Below are 15,845 nucleotides of genomic sequence, written 5' to 3'. Positions count from 1 at the left end.
TCACATCCTATATTTTAGTGTTTCATCTCTAATCGTTGTTTACGATGGGCACGTCTAGCTGGACCTGTTTCAAATAATCGTTTTTCTTCATCGGTTTCTGGATGAATGCCTGGTATTGGAACTGGCTTACTATTTTTATCTATCGCAACCATTGTTACATACGACTCTGTCGTTAGTTTTACTTCTCCCGTTATTAGGTTCGTCGATGTTACACGAACATAGACCTCCATAGATGAACGACCAGTGGAGGAAACGACTGCCTCTAACTCAAGGACATCTCCAACTTTTGCAGAAGAAAGAAAATCAACCGAATCAATAGATGCTGTTACTACCTCACCTTGTGCATGTTTCATAGATGAAATGGCAGCTATTTCATCTATATAAGCAAGTACTTTTCCTCCAAAAATGGTTTGATGATGGTTTGTATCAGGTGGAAGTATTAGGTGGGTTTGTATTGTTCTAGATTGTCTCATGGGGTTTGTCTTCATCATGTATTACTCCTCTAATTTTGTAAAATTAATTACTCATGCTATTTACAAACATGAGTAATTTATGCTTGACCATTTTTTCACGGTTTCCGCGATCATGGCACTTCCTTTATAGTATAACATGAAGGTTAGTTAGAGTTGGAAGATGAAGTCACAACACTAGTTGTCGCAATAGTCGAAATCATAATAGCTTGTTGAGCTTGAAGAATCATTTCGAGAGATGTTGCCATTGAAATAGCTGCTGTTGTATAGGCATCTTTTGCGGATCTCATTTCCCATCCAAGTGCAATAGGTAGTGCACTGTCTTTGTACCAAGAAAATAATTTCATACTTACCAGAGACTGATAAGTTACTACAATTGCATTTAATTGCTCTTCATTCATTTTTAATGCTGCCATAAATCCAATCATTGGATATTGGGCTACAGAAGTCTTTATCTTGACACTTTTTAATCCATCTCGAATAATCAATGCTCGTGATAACAAATCTTCTTCGTAGTTTTGACTTGTGTACGTTAACACCTGCGACATCCATTGTAATTCATTTCCCGAATAAAACTTATGATTTCGAAGTTCTTGATAGTATCGATTCATTGATTCGGCACGAACAGAAGTGTCACCATCCAGTTTCCCCAAAAACATGGCATATGGATAATCATCCGTTGATGTTAAAAAACGATGATGTTTTTTCATATCCTCCATTAATTGTTTTGCTTGATTTACCTCATTTGACCAAACATCTTTATCATCTGACATTAGTAATGCCGCTAAATAGGTATAGCTATTCACCTTAAAGGAAGACTTTTTTAAAACTTCTACTTTCTCTAATAATAGATCCACCGCTTGAATCGGTTCTAATCCTCCAACATCGATTGTAGCAACAAAAAGTGGTTGTAAATGTGAGCGTAGTGGAGAAAATATATTTGCTTTCTTTTTTATATATGCTTCAATTTCCTTAAATCTGTTTTCATTAAACTCTTTACCTAAAGTTACGTAATAACCTGCAAGTGATAAAGTAACTCGCTTATCAACACCCCATCCTACTACTTTTTTTAATGCTTTAAATGTCTCTTCTATTTTTTGATTGATTGTCATCGGCCAATCACTCCTTTTCTTTTTTACGCTGTAAACTCTAAAATAGTTTCAGTTTTTGTTATAATTATTGTAATAAGAAAAGTAGGTGTCTATTATGCGCATTAACAAATTTCTAAGTGAATCTGGAATTATTTCTAGACGCGGTGCTGATAAATGGATCTCAGAAGGAAGAGTGACCATTAACGGTAAAATCGCTGAGCTAGGTAGCAAAGTTGAGGCAGGTGATGACGTCAAGGTAGATGGTAATCCGATTGTGGTTGAACAACCATTAGTTTATCTTGTACTAAATAAACCAGTTGGTATTACTAGTACAACAGAACGCCATGTAAAAGGAAATATTGTCGATTTCGTTAATCATCCGCTTCGAATTTTCCACATCGGTCGATTGGATAAAGACTCAGATGGTCTCATTTTGTTAACAAATGACGGGGATATCGTAAATGAAATACTACGAGCTGAGAACAAACATGAAAAAGAATATGTTGTTACGGTCAATGAAAAAATAACAGATTCTTTTCTTGAGAAAATGTCTTCCGGTGTGAATATTTTAGGGACGAAAACACTACCTTGCAAAGTGAAAAAGTTAGGTCCATACACCTTTAATATTACTTTAACACAAGGGTTGAACAGACAAATAAGAAGAATGTGTTCCGCACTTGGATTCACTGTGAAAAGACTTCAACGCATTCGAATTATGAATATTACACTAGAAGGTCTCGCTATTGGACAATGGAGAGAATTAACCGAATTAGAGAAAAAAGAATTATTCACTACACTTAATTATTCGCCAAAAAGGAAATAGAATCTTTTGAGACGAAACGTGGGTATATTACTTGACATAAAACCAAATGGTTTCGTATTATAAATTATACGAAACCATTTGGTTTTATTTTTAATTAAGAAAGTAGGAATAACAATGGAAACAAAACTTCAAGATATTATACAAACAATTGTGTTAAATGCACCAATTCAAAAAGTGTGGGAAACTGTATCAACCCCGGAAGCGATTGCAAGCTGGTTTATGCCAAACGACTTTCAATTAAAAGTCGGCCACGAATTTCATATTCAATCACCTTTTGGTCCATCCCCTTGCAAGGTCATAGAAGTAAATCCTCCGAATAAACTTTCTTTTATATGGGATACGGATGGATGGATTGTTTCTTTTATTTTGAAAGAAATTGGTGATAAAACCGAGTTTACGCTTATTCACGCTGGGTGGAAGCAACCGAATGACATTATTACAAAAGCAAATGATACAAGTTCTGTTATCCGAGAAAAAATGGCCTTTGGTTGGAAAGCTATTGTTCAGGATCGTTTAAGAAAGGTAGTTGAAGGATAAGTGTCTTCTGCCGAACAGAAATATGATGTTTTTCAGGCTATCGCTGATCCAACGCGTCGAGAGGTTCTAAAACTTCTTTCTGAAAACGAACTACCTATTTCGGAGATTACTTCTCACTTCCCTATTAGTCGTACTGCGATTGCAAAACATCTTCATGTTCTTTCAGAAGCAGAATTGGTGGCAGGACGTAAAGTTGGTAGGGAAAAAATATATCAACTGAAGCCTGAATCTTTAAAAGAGTTAAGTGAATGGCTTTCCTATTATGAACAGTTTTGGAGCAACAAATTATCTATTCTTAAATACATTGTAGAAAACGATTCAGAATAAGAAAAGCATCCTTTAAGTGCATCTTGTCTTCACTGTTTCCAAAGTGCTACGGACTAAACCTCTGCTCCTGCGGTTACTCGTCGCAAAAAAATTTTAGCTATACTATTACCGGAGAAGTAAGGCTCGTGAAGTGACTGCGTCACTTCACGAGCCTTTTTCGGTGATCTTATGGCGGATATTTGTCCTTCGCCCTCTTGGAATGTGGAGACATAATGCTTTTGGTTTAGATAATGAATGATAAAATCCTGTTCTACTCTTTTTAGAGCATCCGAAGATACAATTTCGGATGCTTTGCACTTCTTTAGGTATGATTACTACCTATTTTTTCTTGCTCTACCTACAAAAAGAAAGCGCTACCAAGTACCATGAACACTGGATTCCAAGCTAATGTTAATATAAAATTTAACATTGCGAAAGACTTCACTTAAACTAACGGCGGATTTAGTCAAAGATCAATTGGCTACTTTAGACAGCTCCTTTCTTTTTCTTTGAACAAAAGGGGCTATCCAAGTTTTACTCCATATATAAATTGATTTCGTCCTGTTCCACTATTTCTTCACCCATTGCTTGAATATATAAATGATCATATAGGTATGGCTTATCTATGTTCCAAGTTAAAGAAAAGTTATTATCAGTTTGATTCTCTCGAATGTCATATCCAATAAGTTTTCTTTGAGTCCATGTTTGAGTACCTGTTGGTATCAACCAGAATAAAATGGTTTCTGTATTTTCTGCTTCAACATGAAATGTTATTTTCTTTGTTCCTTTTGGAATCTGTACCCAAGTTCCGTCTTTTGGATAGTCTGTATATATACCTTTAATTTCGGGTTTGGATGATGTAATAGGACTTTCTTGACTAATAGATGGCTGAAATACTGTTAAGATATTTAAAGCAAGAAATAATTTCAATATCATTAATTTCACCTCAAAAGTAGTATTCACCTAATAAGGATTTATATGTGTTATTGAACAAACGATGCAGGTTAGTTCAAGAAGGAAAACAATCAAGTTTTGGCGAATAGATAATAAAATAAACTAAAAAAGGAAGTTTTTATGAGAATACTTATATTAGGAGCAACTGGCTTTTTGGGCTCGAATTTATTCCAACTAGCTTCAGAGAACAAAAATCTAACAGTGTTTGGTACCTCACGTTTTCAACATGAGAACTCTAATATTATGCAAGTAGATGTTACAAACAAACGATCAATAGGAAATGCCATTAGAAAAATAAATCCTGAGGTAGTTATATGGTCACTTATGAGTTTTGAAGAAGAAACCCAATTAATCAATTTAGGCCTCGAAAATTTATTGTCAGAAATAGAGAGTGAAACAAAACTTATATTTCTATCAACGGATGCAGTTTTCGTTGAAGGAATAGGTGGTTACAAAGAGTCGGACCCAATTGGTACCTTGCCTAAAGAAGCAGCCCTAGCTGATTATGTGAACGGTAAACATACTGGAGAAAACTTAATTCTCAATAAACATCCAAATCACGTGATACTTCGTACTGGACCCCTATATGGTAATAATGTGAATCAAGGTATTGAAAAACGAACCATTCAGCTAATTGAGAAGATAAAAGAGAATCAGTCCTTTGAGGCATGGACAAATGTGTATAGAACTTTTGTTAATGTTAATGATTTATCAAGTACGATTATTGAATTGACTAATATAAAATTTAATGGAATTTTGCATGCTGGACCCTTACATAAAGAAAGCTACTATACGTTTTTTAAAAAGAGATTGGAACAACTTGGATGGAATAATAGTCTTCTCCGCCCAACTATAAGATCTAAAGAAGATGCCCCTTATCTATCTTTTGATACGTCTCTAAATACACAAAAAGCTCACCAATTGCTTATAACCAATTTTCGCACAGTTTGATTATTGTTGTTTTTTCGATTTTGAAAGGAAAAGGTAATTGTTCTTCAATTGACGGGTGCTTTAGTAAAAATATCATGGAGTTGCTGTAGGCAATTATTATTTCTTATTCCAACAACGTAGCATTATAGGGGGTGATGGGCATTACAATAAACTAACGAGTACGTTAGTTTAAGACCATCGAGAAGAAGAATTTTACAATAATCGAAAAACTAAAAATTTTAGACAGACAGGAGTTAGATACGATGATAAAAGGTGTCGGAGGAATATTTTGGAGAACTAAGGATCTTGATGTTGTAAAAAAATGGTACGGTGAAGTGTTGAAGATTGATCTAGAAAATTGGAATGGGACTGTGATTAAGCCCCAATCAGGAAATGAGACTATCTTTTCTTTCTTTACCGAGAATGACAGTTATTTTCCAACAGAACAACAAGTGATGTTAAATTTCCAAGTACATGATCTAAACGAGACTATTAAGCATCTTGAACATATTGGTGTACCTCTTACAAAGAAAGAAGAGATTAGTGAGTTTGGAAAGTTTATTTGGATTAAAGATCCTGAAGGTCGACTGATCGAACTTTGGGAGAAATAGCCGGTTGTAATCATTTGCTATTAAGCTAAATGGACACTTTATTTCAATATGGATAGTAAAATATTACATCAAAAAACGCTCAGATTTCTGAGCGTTTTTACTTGTCATTTATTTTGCCAATTTGCTGTTGAAATTAAGCTGGTAGGTATGAAATTTACTTTGTTATCGGCATTTTTCTCCCCACCAACCGAACCCGTTTACATTTTGCAGTCTGCCTTTTCTTTTTATGAATTTCCAGCCACACGCTTCTCAAGTGGTTGAAATAATTTCTTTTTATCCATATCAGGTCTGATTGTTTCCAATTGTTCTAAAGCAATTTTAGCGCCAAAGTCCATCCCTTGACAACCAGCTAGTAAAAGTAAGTCACCTTCTGTTACCTCCTGAAGGCTATGTTCTATTGCCTCTGGTAATTCTTCGTATAAATGAACGTTTATTCCCGCTTCATCCATCACTTCTTTAAATACAGCTAGTTCAGCATCTGATACTACGTCCTTTTGTGTGACATGAGAACGGCTAAGCGTTGCAATAACCTCATGGATTCCAAGTCTTGGAGCCCATCTTGCAATTGCTTCTGCATTTTCTTTATTCACTGTAACTCCACGATCTCCGCGAATTGCATATACAAGAGATACACGATTAAAATCCATTTTTTCTAATGTGCCTAGGGTAATATCAATATTTCCACTATTAGCAAAGTGGTCATCAATAATTTTAAAATCATCTTCGAAAATTATTTCAAAACGACGTTCAACCCCAACAAATTCAAACAAACTTTTTTGAATAGTTGCAATTGGAACCTCACATAATAATCCAATTACAATACTAACCATGGAATTATAAACAGAGTGAAATCCAGGTGTAGAAAGTTGAATTTGGAATTGTTGCTTTGGAATAACAAGATCTTGTGTAACTAAATCACGTGTAATTTCTACCATGAATTTTGCGCGACCTGTAGACAAATCCAAGTTCCTACAAATTACATCCGCTGATTGTTCTTCTATTCCAATAGTAATTACTTTTGCTTTTGTTTTATTTACAAGAGAAGCAGAATATTTGTCATCCAAATTTAGTATAGCTACTTTGTCGGATCCAGCATTTCGAATCAAGCTAGATTTATGTTCAAAGTAATTCTCAAATGACGAATGTAAATCGATATGCTCACGGCTTATATTATTTAATGTTACAATATCAAAATCCACACAACCTACGCGATTTAACTCTAGTGCAGAGGAGGACACTTCCATCGTTGCATGAGTAACACCTGCGTCAACCATTTGTGCGTAAAACCGTTGCAAGTCTAATGATTCTGGCGTCGTCAATTCTGATGGCTCCGCATAATCTCCGATTTTCACTACAACCGTACCCATTAGTCCCGTTTTAAGATCATGATTTTCTAGAATAGCATTCGTCATAAAAGATGTTGAGGTTTTTCCATTTGTAGCTGTAATTCCAATAGTTTTTAACTTTTGAGTTGGATGATCATAAAATGCATCTGCAAGTGTAGCTAAAGCATTTCTACCGCTATCTACTTTGTACTGAGGTACATCTAAACCTTCTATGAATTCCTCAACTACAAGTGCGGTTGCTCCCTTTTCTACTGCTTGTCCAGCAAACTGATGTCCATCCGATTTAAACCCTCTTACGCAAACAAACACTTGTCCTTTTTCAACTTTTCGCGAGTTATAGGCAAGCCCTATTATATCTATTCGTTTTGCATGAATGACTTCTTTTACATCTACATGCTCCATTAACTTTGTTAATTCCATAAAATGGCCACCTTTTCACATGATCAAATTCGCCTTATAGGCTTTGAACCAACATGACGTTGGTAACTCAGTCATTGCCACTGGATGCGGCAATTGTATCCAGAGTTTCTTTACTCAACATGAGGTTTAACACCTTCGAATAAAGATAAGTTGTTACATTATAGTTTACCCCAATAACTATAAGAAGAAAACCGAAAGGGGAGTAATAAAAGGTCAAAAAAAGAGAAGGCTTCCCCCTTCTCCGTTTTACTATATTGCTTCGTTATAATGTTCCTTACAAAATGAAAGTACCTCTGTTTCTTCTTCGTCCTCTAGACCAAAATCTAATACTTTCCCATTGCTTCTGTATAAAATATGGTACTGTACAATTCGTTCAACAGCATCTTCAACAGCTAAAATAACTCGTAAATCTAAAGATTCACCATCACCATATAATTCATCATCTTCAGGCACTTCAATACCTAATAAAAACTCATAACGATCTCCTGCTATAATGCCTGTTGGATCTTTTATTTTTTCAACCTCATAGGATGTTATTTTCAAAAATTCCACCTCCATTTACTCATTTTATCACTTTTTTAATAGAAAATAATCTTATATCTAATTTGTTGTTATAATGAACATAATGAAGCACTTAAATGGAGGTAAAAATGAAACTTAGTGCCGAAAAATTAATTTACATAGTCGTCACTTTACCTGTTATTATTAGTATTTGGAAAAGGATTAAATACTATTCTCTATTCTGTAATATCTTTTATTCTCGGAATTACAATGCTTTTTCTTGCTTATAAACTTTTACGAAAACAAAAGAAAGAACGGAAACAATCCTGAGAAGCCCTGCCTAATATGCTGGGCTTTTTATGAGAATCACATTAATTCATCTTCTATTTCATTCATCATTCTATAGGCACCTTTTGAAACATTTGCACATATAGCGAGTGTTATGCCTAAGTTCGGATAATAGGCAGAATGAAAAGAAACTCCTGGATCATAACCCATCACATGATATTTAAAAGTAATATCATGTTTTTTCTGAATCCACACTCCATATCCATAGTGATCATCATTCCCTTCATGAACATATGGTGAGAGCAGTTGTTGAGTCAATGACTCACTTAATAGAACATTATTAAAAAGGGCCTCCCAAAACTTCAACATATCCTTGGTCGTCACGAAAGCTCCGCCATCCGATCCTCCTTGAACAGGTAACGAGTAAATATTCGTTTTCCAAGAACCGTCTTCGTAATCTATATAACCAGTCGCTACTTTTCCTGGAAGCGAGTCCAAGGCAAAATAACCTGAATCCAGCATTTTTGCTTTGTCAAAAATATGATGTTGCACATAATCAGTAAATACTTGGTTACTTACTTTTTCAACAATTAAACCTAATAAAATATAACCTGCATTATTATAGTGAAAACGTTCACCTGGATTAGCTTTCATCTTTTCAAATTGGAACAGTGATAAGAAGTCCGCAAGGTTACGCATTTGATACATCGGTCTCGCAATCCATAACTCCTCAAAATCATCCATTACTTCTTCATCAAAATAATCAGGGATCCCCGATGTATGAGTTAATAAATGATGAATTGTAATATTTTCAGGAAAGTTAGTAAAGTTCACATCCAAACACTCGGTTAGTTTAGTATCAAAAGTTAACTTTCCTTCTTCTACAAGCTGACAAATAGCAACTGCTGTAAAAATTTTGCATCCTGAAGCTATACCGTATCGTGTCCCACTCACATTCTCTATTATGTCTGCTCGGTTTGCAAGACCAAAGCTAGAACTCGCAAGCGTTGACTCTTTATTTTCAACTAAAATAGATCCAGAAAAGTTTATTTCTTTCCCAATTTGTTCTAACCTCGTCATTAGACTACTTATCACTTTTTTCATCTCCCTCGTTTGTATACTGCTCTAACCAATCATCGCTATTTTTTTGCAATAATGGTTTTTGTACCAATTCCATAAACGTTTCGGGGTTTATTAATTTTGTATAGTCATGTCCAAACCATTTTTCCACATTATCTCTTTTAACTAAATATGAACGACTAGAGAAGCGCATTTCTATTTCTTCCAGATTTTTTATTAACACAAAAGCAGCAGTCGTATTATAGATTACCGCTTTTTCTTCCTCTGAATTGCTAGGAATATCATAGTTTACAATTAACGTTAATTTATCAGAATCTATCGCGATACCTGTTTTATCATTTGATAGTGGAAGATTATTAAATAGATTACTCGTATTTGATGCATTTCCCAAGTAGTTATTTTCATATGCTAATAACTTCTCAAACTTATTTGTAGCAATATTTAACTGACTAGTTTTATCTTCAACTAATTTCTTTTGATTATTATTTAATACATAAAAAATACCCATCAGCAACAATAAGACTACTACCACTACTAACCAAATGTTTTTTTGCATATACTCCCCTCCAACTTGTTTCATTTTTCGATACTCATACTAGAATAATAACTATTAATACACTACAATAAGTTTATTATAAGATAAAGCGGAGGGGTTAGAGACTATGAGTCAACTTAATAAAGATTTATATGATTTTATTATTGAAAATAAATCAAAAATAACAGACGAATGGCTCTCTAAACAGGTTTTGGAAGACCCCGAATATATTTCTTTATCCTCAGAAATGTATTTAAGAAGTGAAAATGGTGCATTAATCGAAGCAGTTGCCTCGATATATATTCAAGATAAGGAAGGATATCGGAATTATATTGAAAATCGCGCTGAGATTGTGGCTAAAAAGAGAGCTGTGGAATCTTTTCCACTTTATGAAAGTATTCGTTCATTTCGTAGAGTACGCAAAATAATGTGGAAATTCGTTCAGACTTTTATCGAACAAAATGATAATACAGTCACTATTAAAGAAGTAAGTTTGTGGTCAGATAATATGAATTCAGCTTTTGACTACATTATTGAAAGCTTTGCTCAGTACCATCACGACCATACAAAACAAATACTTATGAGTCAGCAAGCACTAATCACGGAGCTTAGCAGTCCCGTAATTCCTGTAAAAGAAGGTATAGGTGTATTGCCACTCGTTGGCGATATTGACTTCCAAAGAGCAAAAGTAATATTAGAATCAACTTTGGAACAATGTACTAACAAAAAATTAACTAAAATTTTCATAGATTTATCAGCTGTTCCAATCCTCGATAAAATTGTTGCACAACAGCTATACCAATTATTGACTGCGTTAAAATTAATAGGAGTAGAACCAATTTTTTCAGGAATTCGCCCAGAATTAGCACAGATTGCTATCTCGCTTGGAATTGACTTCACGAATGTACAAACGTACTCTTCTTTATCACGTGCATTAGAAGTTCATACAAAATGATTGATAGCGCCCTTTAAGTAAATCTTGTCTTCACTAATTCCTGAGTGCTTTAGACAAAACATTGGTTCATTATTACCTTTAGAGTAATGACTCGTGCTGCGGATGTTTGTCCGTCTCCCTCTTTGAAAGCGACTGAAAATCTGTCGCTTTTCTTATATTATTTCAGTTTTTCCTTCATTCGAAACAATAATTCTGGTTCCTTCCACGAGTTCTATTTCTAAAGGAGAGGTTTCACTCATTCTTTTCGAAAAATACCATCTTCTATGGGGAGGGACTAATAAAATATACGTATCTTTACTTCCTAAAAAGTTAAGTTCATTCGGCTCAATGTCTACATGTCCTGAGATAGGAATACCAATACTTTGGAGTTGTTCCCCTACTTCTTCTACAAAAGGAGTTGTAATGCTTACCTCACTTAAACTTAACAGCGACTCCACACTGAAACCACTCCATTTATCCACATTACGTCTAGCAATGAACTCAATCACATTTCCTGCAGGATCTTCAAAGTAGAAAGCATCTGCTTCAAAACGTGAATAATAAATCTCATCCACAGCATCTTCTCTGTTTAATGTCACTCTTTCGATGGCCCAATGTTTCGCAAGAGTGAATTGATTTCCTGGAATATTAATAGCAAAATGATACAAAGTGGGTTGTTCTGACTCCCGAAAAGTAAGCGTTGACGAGCCTATAGATATAGTAAAATGCGCATTGCTTGTTTCTAAAATACGAAGCCCTAGTACATTACCGTAAAACCCTTTTAGATACTTTAACTTATTCGTATATATTATTACTGACTTAAACATATTCTCACCCCTTTATTTGACATTAATTAATTCAAATCGTTCGCAAACAAGCAGCATATCCTCTGAAAACTCTAAATCTATTTCTATTAATGCCTTCGTAAAAAATTGTACATGCACACTTTTCCAGTAATTGTACGAACGATCTCCTTCTCCTTCATCATATGCGAATGCTTCTGATACTTTGTTTAAAGGACAAATCGTTACTTCTGTAGTTCTTATAATACATAGAGGTTCGTCGCTGCTATTTAACACAATACTATAGTCATCTACTTTTGGAAGGGGTTCTCTCTCTATTTCATAAAAGATATGACCAGAACATGTCGCAGTTTTCACTCCGTCCATAACTAATTTAGCCAATTCATCTGCGTTTCCTCCAAATTGCCATGCACTAACAGACGTCGGTTTTTCTTTACTGTTCCAGAATGCATCCCAATAATTCTGTGCCTGGGTATTCATTTCTGACACCTCAATTCTTGAGTAATGTTTAATAACAGTATAGAAAAGAATCGCATGAATTACTAATAACAAAAAGAGAAACACTTAAAAATAAATGCGGTCTTCTTTTTATGGTGATATATTTTATTAAAGGAGTGATTTCACATGACAACCAAACTTTATTATAAAGATCCATACATTAAAACATTCTCCGCAAGTATTACTAGACAAGAGCAGGATTATGTAGTGCTTTCCGAAACTGCGTTTTATCCAATTGGTGGAGGGCAACCGCATGATAGCGGAATATTAAATGGCATTGAAGTCACGAATGTAGAAATAATAGACGGGGAGATTAGACATTACTTAGCGACAAGTCTACTTCCAAATACTAAGTATGTAGATGGTGTAATTGATTGGAAAAGACGGTTTGATCATATGCAACAACATGCAGGTCAACATATTTTGTCAGCTGCTTTTGATAACTTATTTGGCTATAAAACAGTTAGCTTTCATTTAGGAAAAGAAAGCTCCACGATTGATTTAGATCTAAGTGAAATTTCCGAACAACAGTTATCTGAGGTGGAAGCACTTGCAAATGAAATAATTTTAGAACATCGTCCTATTGTAACCAAGTGGGTCTCAGAAGAAGAGCTTACTCAATACGAGCTTCGCAAGCCTACTAAAGTGAAGGAAGATATTCGACTTGTCATTATACCTGACTTTGATTACAATGCATGCGGCGGAACACATCCAATAGATACGGGCCAAGTTGGACTTATCAAAATCTTGCAGTTTGAGAAACAAAAACGAAATATTCGAGTGGAATTCGTTTGTGGAGAAAGAGTCCTTAAGCACTTACAACGTAAACATAGTATTCTTACAAATTTAATAAGCAGCTTAAGTTCACCTGAAGAAAAACTGGAGGATGCTGTACGTGCTTTATTGCTTAATGATAAAATGCAAGAAAAACAAATAACAAGCTTAAATGGGCTGCTTTTACAATATGAATCAAAAGAACTTATTAGAAATACAGAAGGAACAATCATCGCGTCTACTTTTGAAAATCGTACCATCCAAGAACTCCAAAAACTTGCAAAGCTAATTTCTGCAGAATCAATAGAGACAGTTTGTATTTTAGTATCAGAAAATGATAATCGCATACAAATAGTCGCAGCTAAAGGAAGTGCGGTGGAGCAAAACATGAAAGAACTGCTCGGAAATGTACTTCCTCTTATCAATGGAAAAGGCGGTGGAAACGATACAATTGCTCAAGGCGGTGGAGAAAATATTATTTCTAGTGAGCAATTATTAAAGGAAACACTAGCATCTCTCTCTCTTTAAAACCGTTCCATTTTAATCCCTTTCACATATAATATGTTGACTATGCTGTGAAAGGAGGATTTATTACAATGAATCAATACCCATTTTTTCAAAATCCGCAAGGTCAAGGTCAACCATTTGGAAACCAATTTCCCTCTGGTCAAATGATGTCTCCTGATCAGATGATGTCTCCTGATCAGATGATGTCCCCTGGGCAGATGATGTCCCCTGGGCAGATGATGTCCCCTGGGCAGATGATGTCCCCTGGGCAGATGATGTCCCCTGGGCAGATGATGCCTCCTGGGCAGATGATGCCTCCTGGGCAGATGATGCCTCCTGGGCAGATGATGCCTCCTAGTCAGATGATGCCTCCTAGTCAGATGATGCCTCCTAGTCAGATGATGCCTCCTAGTCAGACGATGCCTCCTGGGCAGATGATGCCTCCTAGTCAGACGATGCCTCCAGTTGAGCAACTTCCGACTAGATTACCAGGTCAACAGCCAGTACCATCGACTCGCCCTAGTTTCCCCTCATCAAGTCTGCAAAATCCTGAAGGGAATGCACCAACTAGTCCACCACCAACCTTTGTTCCTCAGCAACAATCAGTAGGGACTTTCGCTGTTGATCCCGGTTCAATAAGGGGCTGCTTATTCCATAATACTTACATCTGGCTTAGAAATGGAAGTGCTTTTTGGTTTTTCCCAACATTTGTTGGTAGACGGTCTGTAGCTGGATTTAGATGGACTGGACGTATGTGGACATTTTACGGTACAGATTTAAATAGGATTTCATCTTTTCAATGTTTCTAAAACTACCGCGTACTATTATTTTAGTACGCTTTTTTTATGAACGTTTTGGGTAAGCTCGAAATGATGTTTTTAATGAAGAGTATGAACCAGAAAGTGCACTATAGTATCTTACCTTATAACAACCGTTCCATATTAATCCTCCTCACATATACTAGGTTGAATATATAGTGAAAGGAGGATAGTTTTATGAACGACCAATTCCCGTATTTTCAAGGTCAACAAGGATATCCATCTGGAAGTATGATGCCAACATACGGTCAATATCCGGGGCAGTATCCAGGACAATTCCCAGCGCAGTATCCAAGTCAAAATCCTGGGCAATTACCTGGGCAGTATCCAAGCCAATATCCTGGGCAAATCCCTGGACAGTATCCAAGCCAATATCCCGGACAAATCCCTGGCCAACAACAGCTGCCACAGGAATCAGAGCACCCATCTCTGCCTAGTTTCCCACCGATTGATTCGCCTGAATCACAAAGAGAAGCACCTACTAGTCCCCCACCTTCTTTTGTCCCACAAAAACAAAATGTTGGAGCTTATGCAGTAGATTCAGGTTCTATCCGTGGCTGTTTACACCACAATACTTATGTATGGCTGACAAATGGCAGTGCTTTTTGGCTTTACCCAACTTTTGTTGGTAGAAACTCAATTTCTGGATTCAGATGGAATGGCCATACGTGGACATATTATGGAACAGATTTAAATAGAATTTCTTCTTTTCAATGCTACTAATAATAACTTCGGACTGCGTACTTGTTTAATTAGTACGCATTTTTTATGGACGATTTCTATAAGCACGTAGAGATGTCTTTAACGAAGAATATGAACCAATAGCTGCACCGCTATAAAAAAAACCCATAAATATACCTGCCAGTAAGTTATTGGGATGGCTTATAAATATAGAAATAAGTAGACCAATTATTGTAGCAATTGTGGGTACATATTGTGGTCGTATGGGTAATAATATCTTCATAATTTCTGTGATTATGATAACAACTGGCACAGCCCATAGCGAGTCCCATACATTCGTATGGATAATAGGAAACTCTGTCATTACTTCTACTCCTTTAAAAAATTTTATCTGTTGTTAGTTAGTTTGTGTAAGAATCTGTGACTCATACAGAAGAATTAGATAGTCTTTACAAATATCATGAATAGGAGTAAAATAATTTAGCTAGGTAAATAAATTCAAAATTAATCCGATAGGGAGTCACTCATACTATGAATCCACTTTTTCATGAACTTTTTCAAAAGACACGATTTTTAACAAATGAAATAAATCAATATTTAAAAAAACATGATTTATACGCTTCACAATGGACAGTATTGTACTGTATTCAAAAACATAAACAAATGTCTTTAACACAGATTTGGAAATACTTAAATGTTGAAGCTCCCACGATTACTCGTACAGTTTATCGCCTAGTAGAGCTTGGATGGATAGATATTCATCCTGGTAAAGATCGTCGAGAGAAAATCGTACAGTTATCAGAAAAAGCTTTACAAGACTTCCCTAAAATTAAGGCTTCTATTCTTGAATTTGAAGATAGAATCGCATCTAATCTGACAAGTGAAGAGGAGACTCTTTTGATCGATTTATTACAAAAAATTAAATAAACAAGGTGGCT

20 protein-coding genes are annotated in these 15,845 nt (G+C 35.5%); 10 read left to right on the top strand and 10 right to left on the bottom strand.

Features of this window, described 5'->3' with window-relative positions:
* Nucleotides 1-14 precede the first annotated feature (14 nt).
* Together ACFVR1_RS12805 and ACFVR1_RS12800 are read right to left on the bottom strand one after the other, a co-directional pair.
* A complete protein-coding gene (locus ACFVR1_RS12805; RefSeq protein ID WP_387584518.1) occupies nucleotides 15-491 on the bottom strand; it encodes an acyl-CoA thioesterase in 477 nt (158 codons plus the stop codon).
* Nucleotides 492-616: 125 nt separating this feature from the next.
* Complete coding sequence (locus tag ACFVR1_RS12800) at nucleotides 617-1,582, bottom strand: DUF4003 family protein (protein WP_387584516.1); 966 nt, start codon at nucleotides 1,580-1,582, stop codon at nucleotides 617-619.
* A gap of 94 nt (nucleotides 1,583-1,676) precedes the next feature.
* Between ACFVR1_RS12800 and rluF the strand changes: the two genes are divergently transcribed.
* The 3 genes from rluF (at nucleotide 1,677) to ACFVR1_RS12785 (ending at nucleotide 3,248) form a co-directional block, all read left to right on the top strand.
* The gene (rluF, locus tag ACFVR1_RS12795; RefSeq protein ID WP_387584514.1) at nucleotides 1,677-2,384 is read left to right on the top strand and encodes a 23S rRNA pseudouridine(2604) synthase RluF; all 708 of its coding nucleotides are present in this window, start codon (nucleotides 1,677-1,679) and stop codon (nucleotides 2,382-2,384) included.
* Nucleotides 2,385-2,498: 114 nt separating this feature from the next.
* Nucleotides 2,499-2,921 carry an SRPBCC family protein gene (locus ACFVR1_RS12790; RefSeq protein WP_387584513.1) on the top strand — a complete coding sequence of 141 codons (423 nt, stop codon included), beginning with the start codon at nucleotides 2,499-2,501 and terminating at the stop codon, nucleotides 2,919-2,921.
* Nucleotides 2,922-3,248 carry an ArsR/SmtB family transcription factor gene (locus tag ACFVR1_RS12785; protein WP_387584511.1) on the top strand — a complete coding sequence of 109 codons (327 nt, stop codon included), beginning with the start codon at nucleotides 2,922-2,924 and terminating at the stop codon, nucleotides 3,246-3,248. It begins immediately after the preceding gene.
* Nucleotides 3,249-3,761: 513 nt separating this feature from the next.
* On the opposite strand, the gene ACFVR1_RS12780 is transcribed toward ACFVR1_RS12785, so the two are convergent.
* On the bottom strand, nucleotides 3,762-4,163 hold the full coding sequence (locus tag ACFVR1_RS12780) for a hypothetical protein (protein ID WP_387584509.1): 402 nt from the start codon (nucleotides 4,161-4,163) through the stop codon (nucleotides 3,762-3,764).
* A gap of 138 nt (nucleotides 4,164-4,301) precedes the next feature.
* Between ACFVR1_RS12780 and ACFVR1_RS12775 the strand changes: the two genes are divergently transcribed.
* Both ACFVR1_RS12775 and ACFVR1_RS12770 read left to right on the top strand, forming a co-directional pair.
* The gene (locus tag ACFVR1_RS12775; protein WP_387584508.1) at nucleotides 4,302-5,132 is read left to right on the top strand and encodes a sugar nucleotide-binding protein; all 831 of its coding nucleotides are present in this window, start codon (nucleotides 4,302-4,304) and stop codon (nucleotides 5,130-5,132) included.
* A 242-nt stretch (nucleotides 5,133-5,374) separates the two neighbouring features.
* Nucleotides 5,375-5,722, top strand: a complete 348-nt coding sequence (locus ACFVR1_RS12770) for a VOC family protein (protein WP_387584507.1) — start codon at nucleotides 5,375-5,377, stop codon at nucleotides 5,720-5,722.
* A 224-nt stretch (nucleotides 5,723-5,946) separates the two neighbouring features.
* On the opposite strand, the gene ACFVR1_RS12765 is transcribed toward ACFVR1_RS12770, so the two are convergent.
* The 4 genes from ACFVR1_RS12765 to ACFVR1_RS12750 form a co-directional block, all read right to left on the bottom strand.
* Nucleotides 5,947-7,488 carry a Mur ligase family protein gene (locus ACFVR1_RS12765; RefSeq protein WP_387584506.1) on the bottom strand — a complete coding sequence of 514 codons (1,542 nt, stop codon included), beginning with the start codon at nucleotides 7,486-7,488 and terminating at the stop codon, nucleotides 5,947-5,949.
* A 249-nt stretch (nucleotides 7,489-7,737) separates the two neighbouring features.
* Nucleotides 7,738-8,031, bottom strand: a complete 294-nt coding sequence (locus ACFVR1_RS12760) for a DUF6509 family protein (RefSeq protein WP_387584504.1) — start codon at nucleotides 8,029-8,031, stop codon at nucleotides 7,738-7,740.
* 324 nt (nucleotides 8,032-8,355) lie between these two features.
* On the bottom strand, nucleotides 8,356-9,372 hold the full coding sequence (locus ACFVR1_RS12755) for a serine hydrolase domain-containing protein (RefSeq protein ID WP_387584503.1): 1,017 nt from the start codon (nucleotides 9,370-9,372) through the stop codon (nucleotides 8,356-8,358).
* Nucleotides 9,362-9,913 (bottom strand): DUF4825 domain-containing protein, encoded by a 552-nt coding sequence (locus ACFVR1_RS12750; protein ID WP_387584501.1) that lies wholly within the window; start codon nucleotides 9,911-9,913, stop codon nucleotides 9,362-9,364. Before ACFVR1_RS12750 ends, ACFVR1_RS12755 begins: the two co-directional genes overlap by 11 nt.
* Before the next feature lie 106 nt (nucleotides 9,914-10,019).
* Between ACFVR1_RS12750 and ACFVR1_RS12745 the strand changes: the two genes are divergently transcribed.
* On the top strand, nucleotides 10,020-10,847 hold the full coding sequence (locus ACFVR1_RS12745; protein ID WP_387584499.1) for an STAS domain-containing protein: 828 nt from the start codon (nucleotides 10,020-10,022) through the stop codon (nucleotides 10,845-10,847).
* Nucleotides 10,848-10,999: 152 nt separating this feature from the next.
* Here ACFVR1_RS12745 and ACFVR1_RS12740 read toward each other — a convergent pair whose 3' ends face one another.
* Both ACFVR1_RS12740 and ACFVR1_RS12735 read right to left on the bottom strand, forming a co-directional pair.
* Nucleotides 11,000-11,653 (bottom strand): glyoxalase, encoded by a 654-nt coding sequence (locus tag ACFVR1_RS12740; RefSeq protein ID WP_387584497.1) that lies wholly within the window; start codon nucleotides 11,651-11,653, stop codon nucleotides 11,000-11,002.
* 12 nt (nucleotides 11,654-11,665) lie between these two features.
* Nucleotides 11,666-12,109: an ASCH domain-containing protein gene (locus ACFVR1_RS12735; protein ID WP_387584495.1), complete on the bottom strand. Its 444-nt coding sequence runs from the start codon at nucleotides 12,107-12,109 to the stop codon at nucleotides 11,666-11,668.
* 144 nt (nucleotides 12,110-12,253) lie between these two features.
* On the opposite strand from ACFVR1_RS12735, the gene ACFVR1_RS12730 reads away from it, so the two are divergent.
* The 3 genes from ACFVR1_RS12730 (at nucleotide 12,254) to ACFVR1_RS12720 (ending at nucleotide 14,949) form a co-directional block, all read left to right on the top strand.
* Nucleotides 12,254-13,429, top strand: coding sequence for an alanyl-tRNA editing protein (locus tag ACFVR1_RS12730; protein ID WP_387584494.1), 1,176 nt, complete (start codon nucleotides 12,254-12,256; stop codon nucleotides 13,427-13,429).
* Nucleotides 13,430-13,497: 68 nt separating this feature from the next.
* A complete protein-coding gene (locus ACFVR1_RS12725) occupies nucleotides 13,498-14,217 on the top strand; it encodes a polyadenylate binding domain-containing protein (protein WP_387584493.1) in 720 nt (239 codons plus the stop codon).
* A 186-nt stretch (nucleotides 14,218-14,403) separates the two neighbouring features.
* Nucleotides 14,404-14,949, top strand: a complete 546-nt coding sequence (locus ACFVR1_RS12720) for a transporter (RefSeq protein ID WP_387584492.1) — start codon at nucleotides 14,404-14,406, stop codon at nucleotides 14,947-14,949.
* 43 nt (nucleotides 14,950-14,992) lie between these two features.
* Here the strand turns inward: ACFVR1_RS12720 and ACFVR1_RS12715 are convergent, their stop codons facing one another.
* Nucleotides 14,993-15,271, bottom strand: coding sequence for a hypothetical protein (locus tag ACFVR1_RS12715; RefSeq protein WP_387584491.1), 279 nt, complete (start codon nucleotides 15,269-15,271; stop codon nucleotides 14,993-14,995).
* A gap of 167 nt (nucleotides 15,272-15,438) precedes the next feature.
* Here ACFVR1_RS12715 and ACFVR1_RS12710 point away from each other — a divergent pair, with 167 nt between their 5' ends.
* Nucleotides 15,439-15,834, top strand: coding sequence for a MarR family winged helix-turn-helix transcriptional regulator (locus ACFVR1_RS12710; RefSeq protein ID WP_387584490.1), 396 nt, complete (start codon nucleotides 15,439-15,441; stop codon nucleotides 15,832-15,834).
* Nucleotides 15,835-15,845: the final 11 nt, after the last annotated feature.

The sequence above is a fragment of the Psychrobacillus sp. NPDC058041 genome (assembly GCF_042885655.1).
GTDB lineage: Bacteria > Bacillota > Bacilli > Bacillales_A > Planococcaceae > Psychrobacillus.
The sequence above is the reverse complement of the archived record's forward strand: the minus strand, read 5'-3'. Positions and strand labels throughout refer to the sequence as shown.

Coding starts and splice junctions, on each gene's coding strand:
- ACFVR1_RS12720 (WP_387584492.1), top strand. CDS start 14,404: ATGAACGACCAATTCCCGTATTTTCAAGGTCAACAAGGATATCCATCT.
- ACFVR1_RS12725 (WP_387584493.1), top strand. CDS start 13,498: ATGAATCAATACCCATTTTTTCAAAATCCGCAAGGTCAAGGTCAACCA.
- ACFVR1_RS12800 (WP_387584516.1), bottom strand. CDS start 1,582: ATGACAATCAATCAAAAAATAGAAGAGACATTTAAAGCATTAAAAAAA.
- ACFVR1_RS12805 (WP_387584518.1), bottom strand. CDS start 491: ATGATGAAGACAAACCCCATGAGACAATCTAGAACAATACAAACCCAC.
- ACFVR1_RS12715 (WP_387584491.1), bottom strand. CDS start 15,271: ATGACAGAGTTTCCTATTATCCATACGAATGTATGGGACTCGCTATGG.
- ACFVR1_RS12770 (WP_387584507.1), top strand. CDS start 5,375: ATGATAAAAGGTGTCGGAGGAATATTTTGGAGAACTAAGGATCTTGAT.
- ACFVR1_RS12735 (WP_387584495.1), bottom strand. CDS start 12,109: ATGAATACCCAGGCACAGAATTATTGGGATGCATTCTGGAACAGTAAA.
- rluF (WP_387584514.1), top strand. CDS start 1,677: ATGCGCATTAACAAATTTCTAAGTGAATCTGGAATTATTTCTAGACGC.
- ACFVR1_RS12790 (WP_387584513.1), top strand. CDS start 2,499: ATGGAAACAAAACTTCAAGATATTATACAAACAATTGTGTTAAATGCA.
- ACFVR1_RS12765 (WP_387584506.1), bottom strand. CDS start 7,488: ATGGAATTAACAAAGTTAATGGAGCATGTAGATGTAAAAGAAGTCATT.
- ACFVR1_RS12750 (WP_387584501.1), bottom strand. CDS start 9,913: ATGCAAAAAAACATTTGGTTAGTAGTGGTAGTAGTCTTATTGTTGCTG.
- ACFVR1_RS12740 (WP_387584497.1), bottom strand. CDS start 11,653: ATGTTTAAGTCAGTAATAATATATACGAATAAGTTAAAGTATCTAAAA.
- ACFVR1_RS12745 (WP_387584499.1), top strand. CDS start 10,020: ATGAGTCAACTTAATAAAGATTTATATGATTTTATTATTGAAAATAAA.
- ACFVR1_RS12775 (WP_387584508.1), top strand. CDS start 4,302: ATGAGAATACTTATATTAGGAGCAACTGGCTTTTTGGGCTCGAATTTA.
- ACFVR1_RS12730 (WP_387584494.1), top strand. CDS start 12,254: ATGACAACCAAACTTTATTATAAAGATCCATACATTAAAACATTCTCC.
- ACFVR1_RS12780 (WP_387584509.1), bottom strand. CDS start 4,163: ATGATATTGAAATTATTTCTTGCTTTAAATATCTTAACAGTATTTCAG.
- ACFVR1_RS12710 (WP_387584490.1), top strand. CDS start 15,439: ATGAATCCACTTTTTCATGAACTTTTTCAAAAGACACGATTTTTAACA.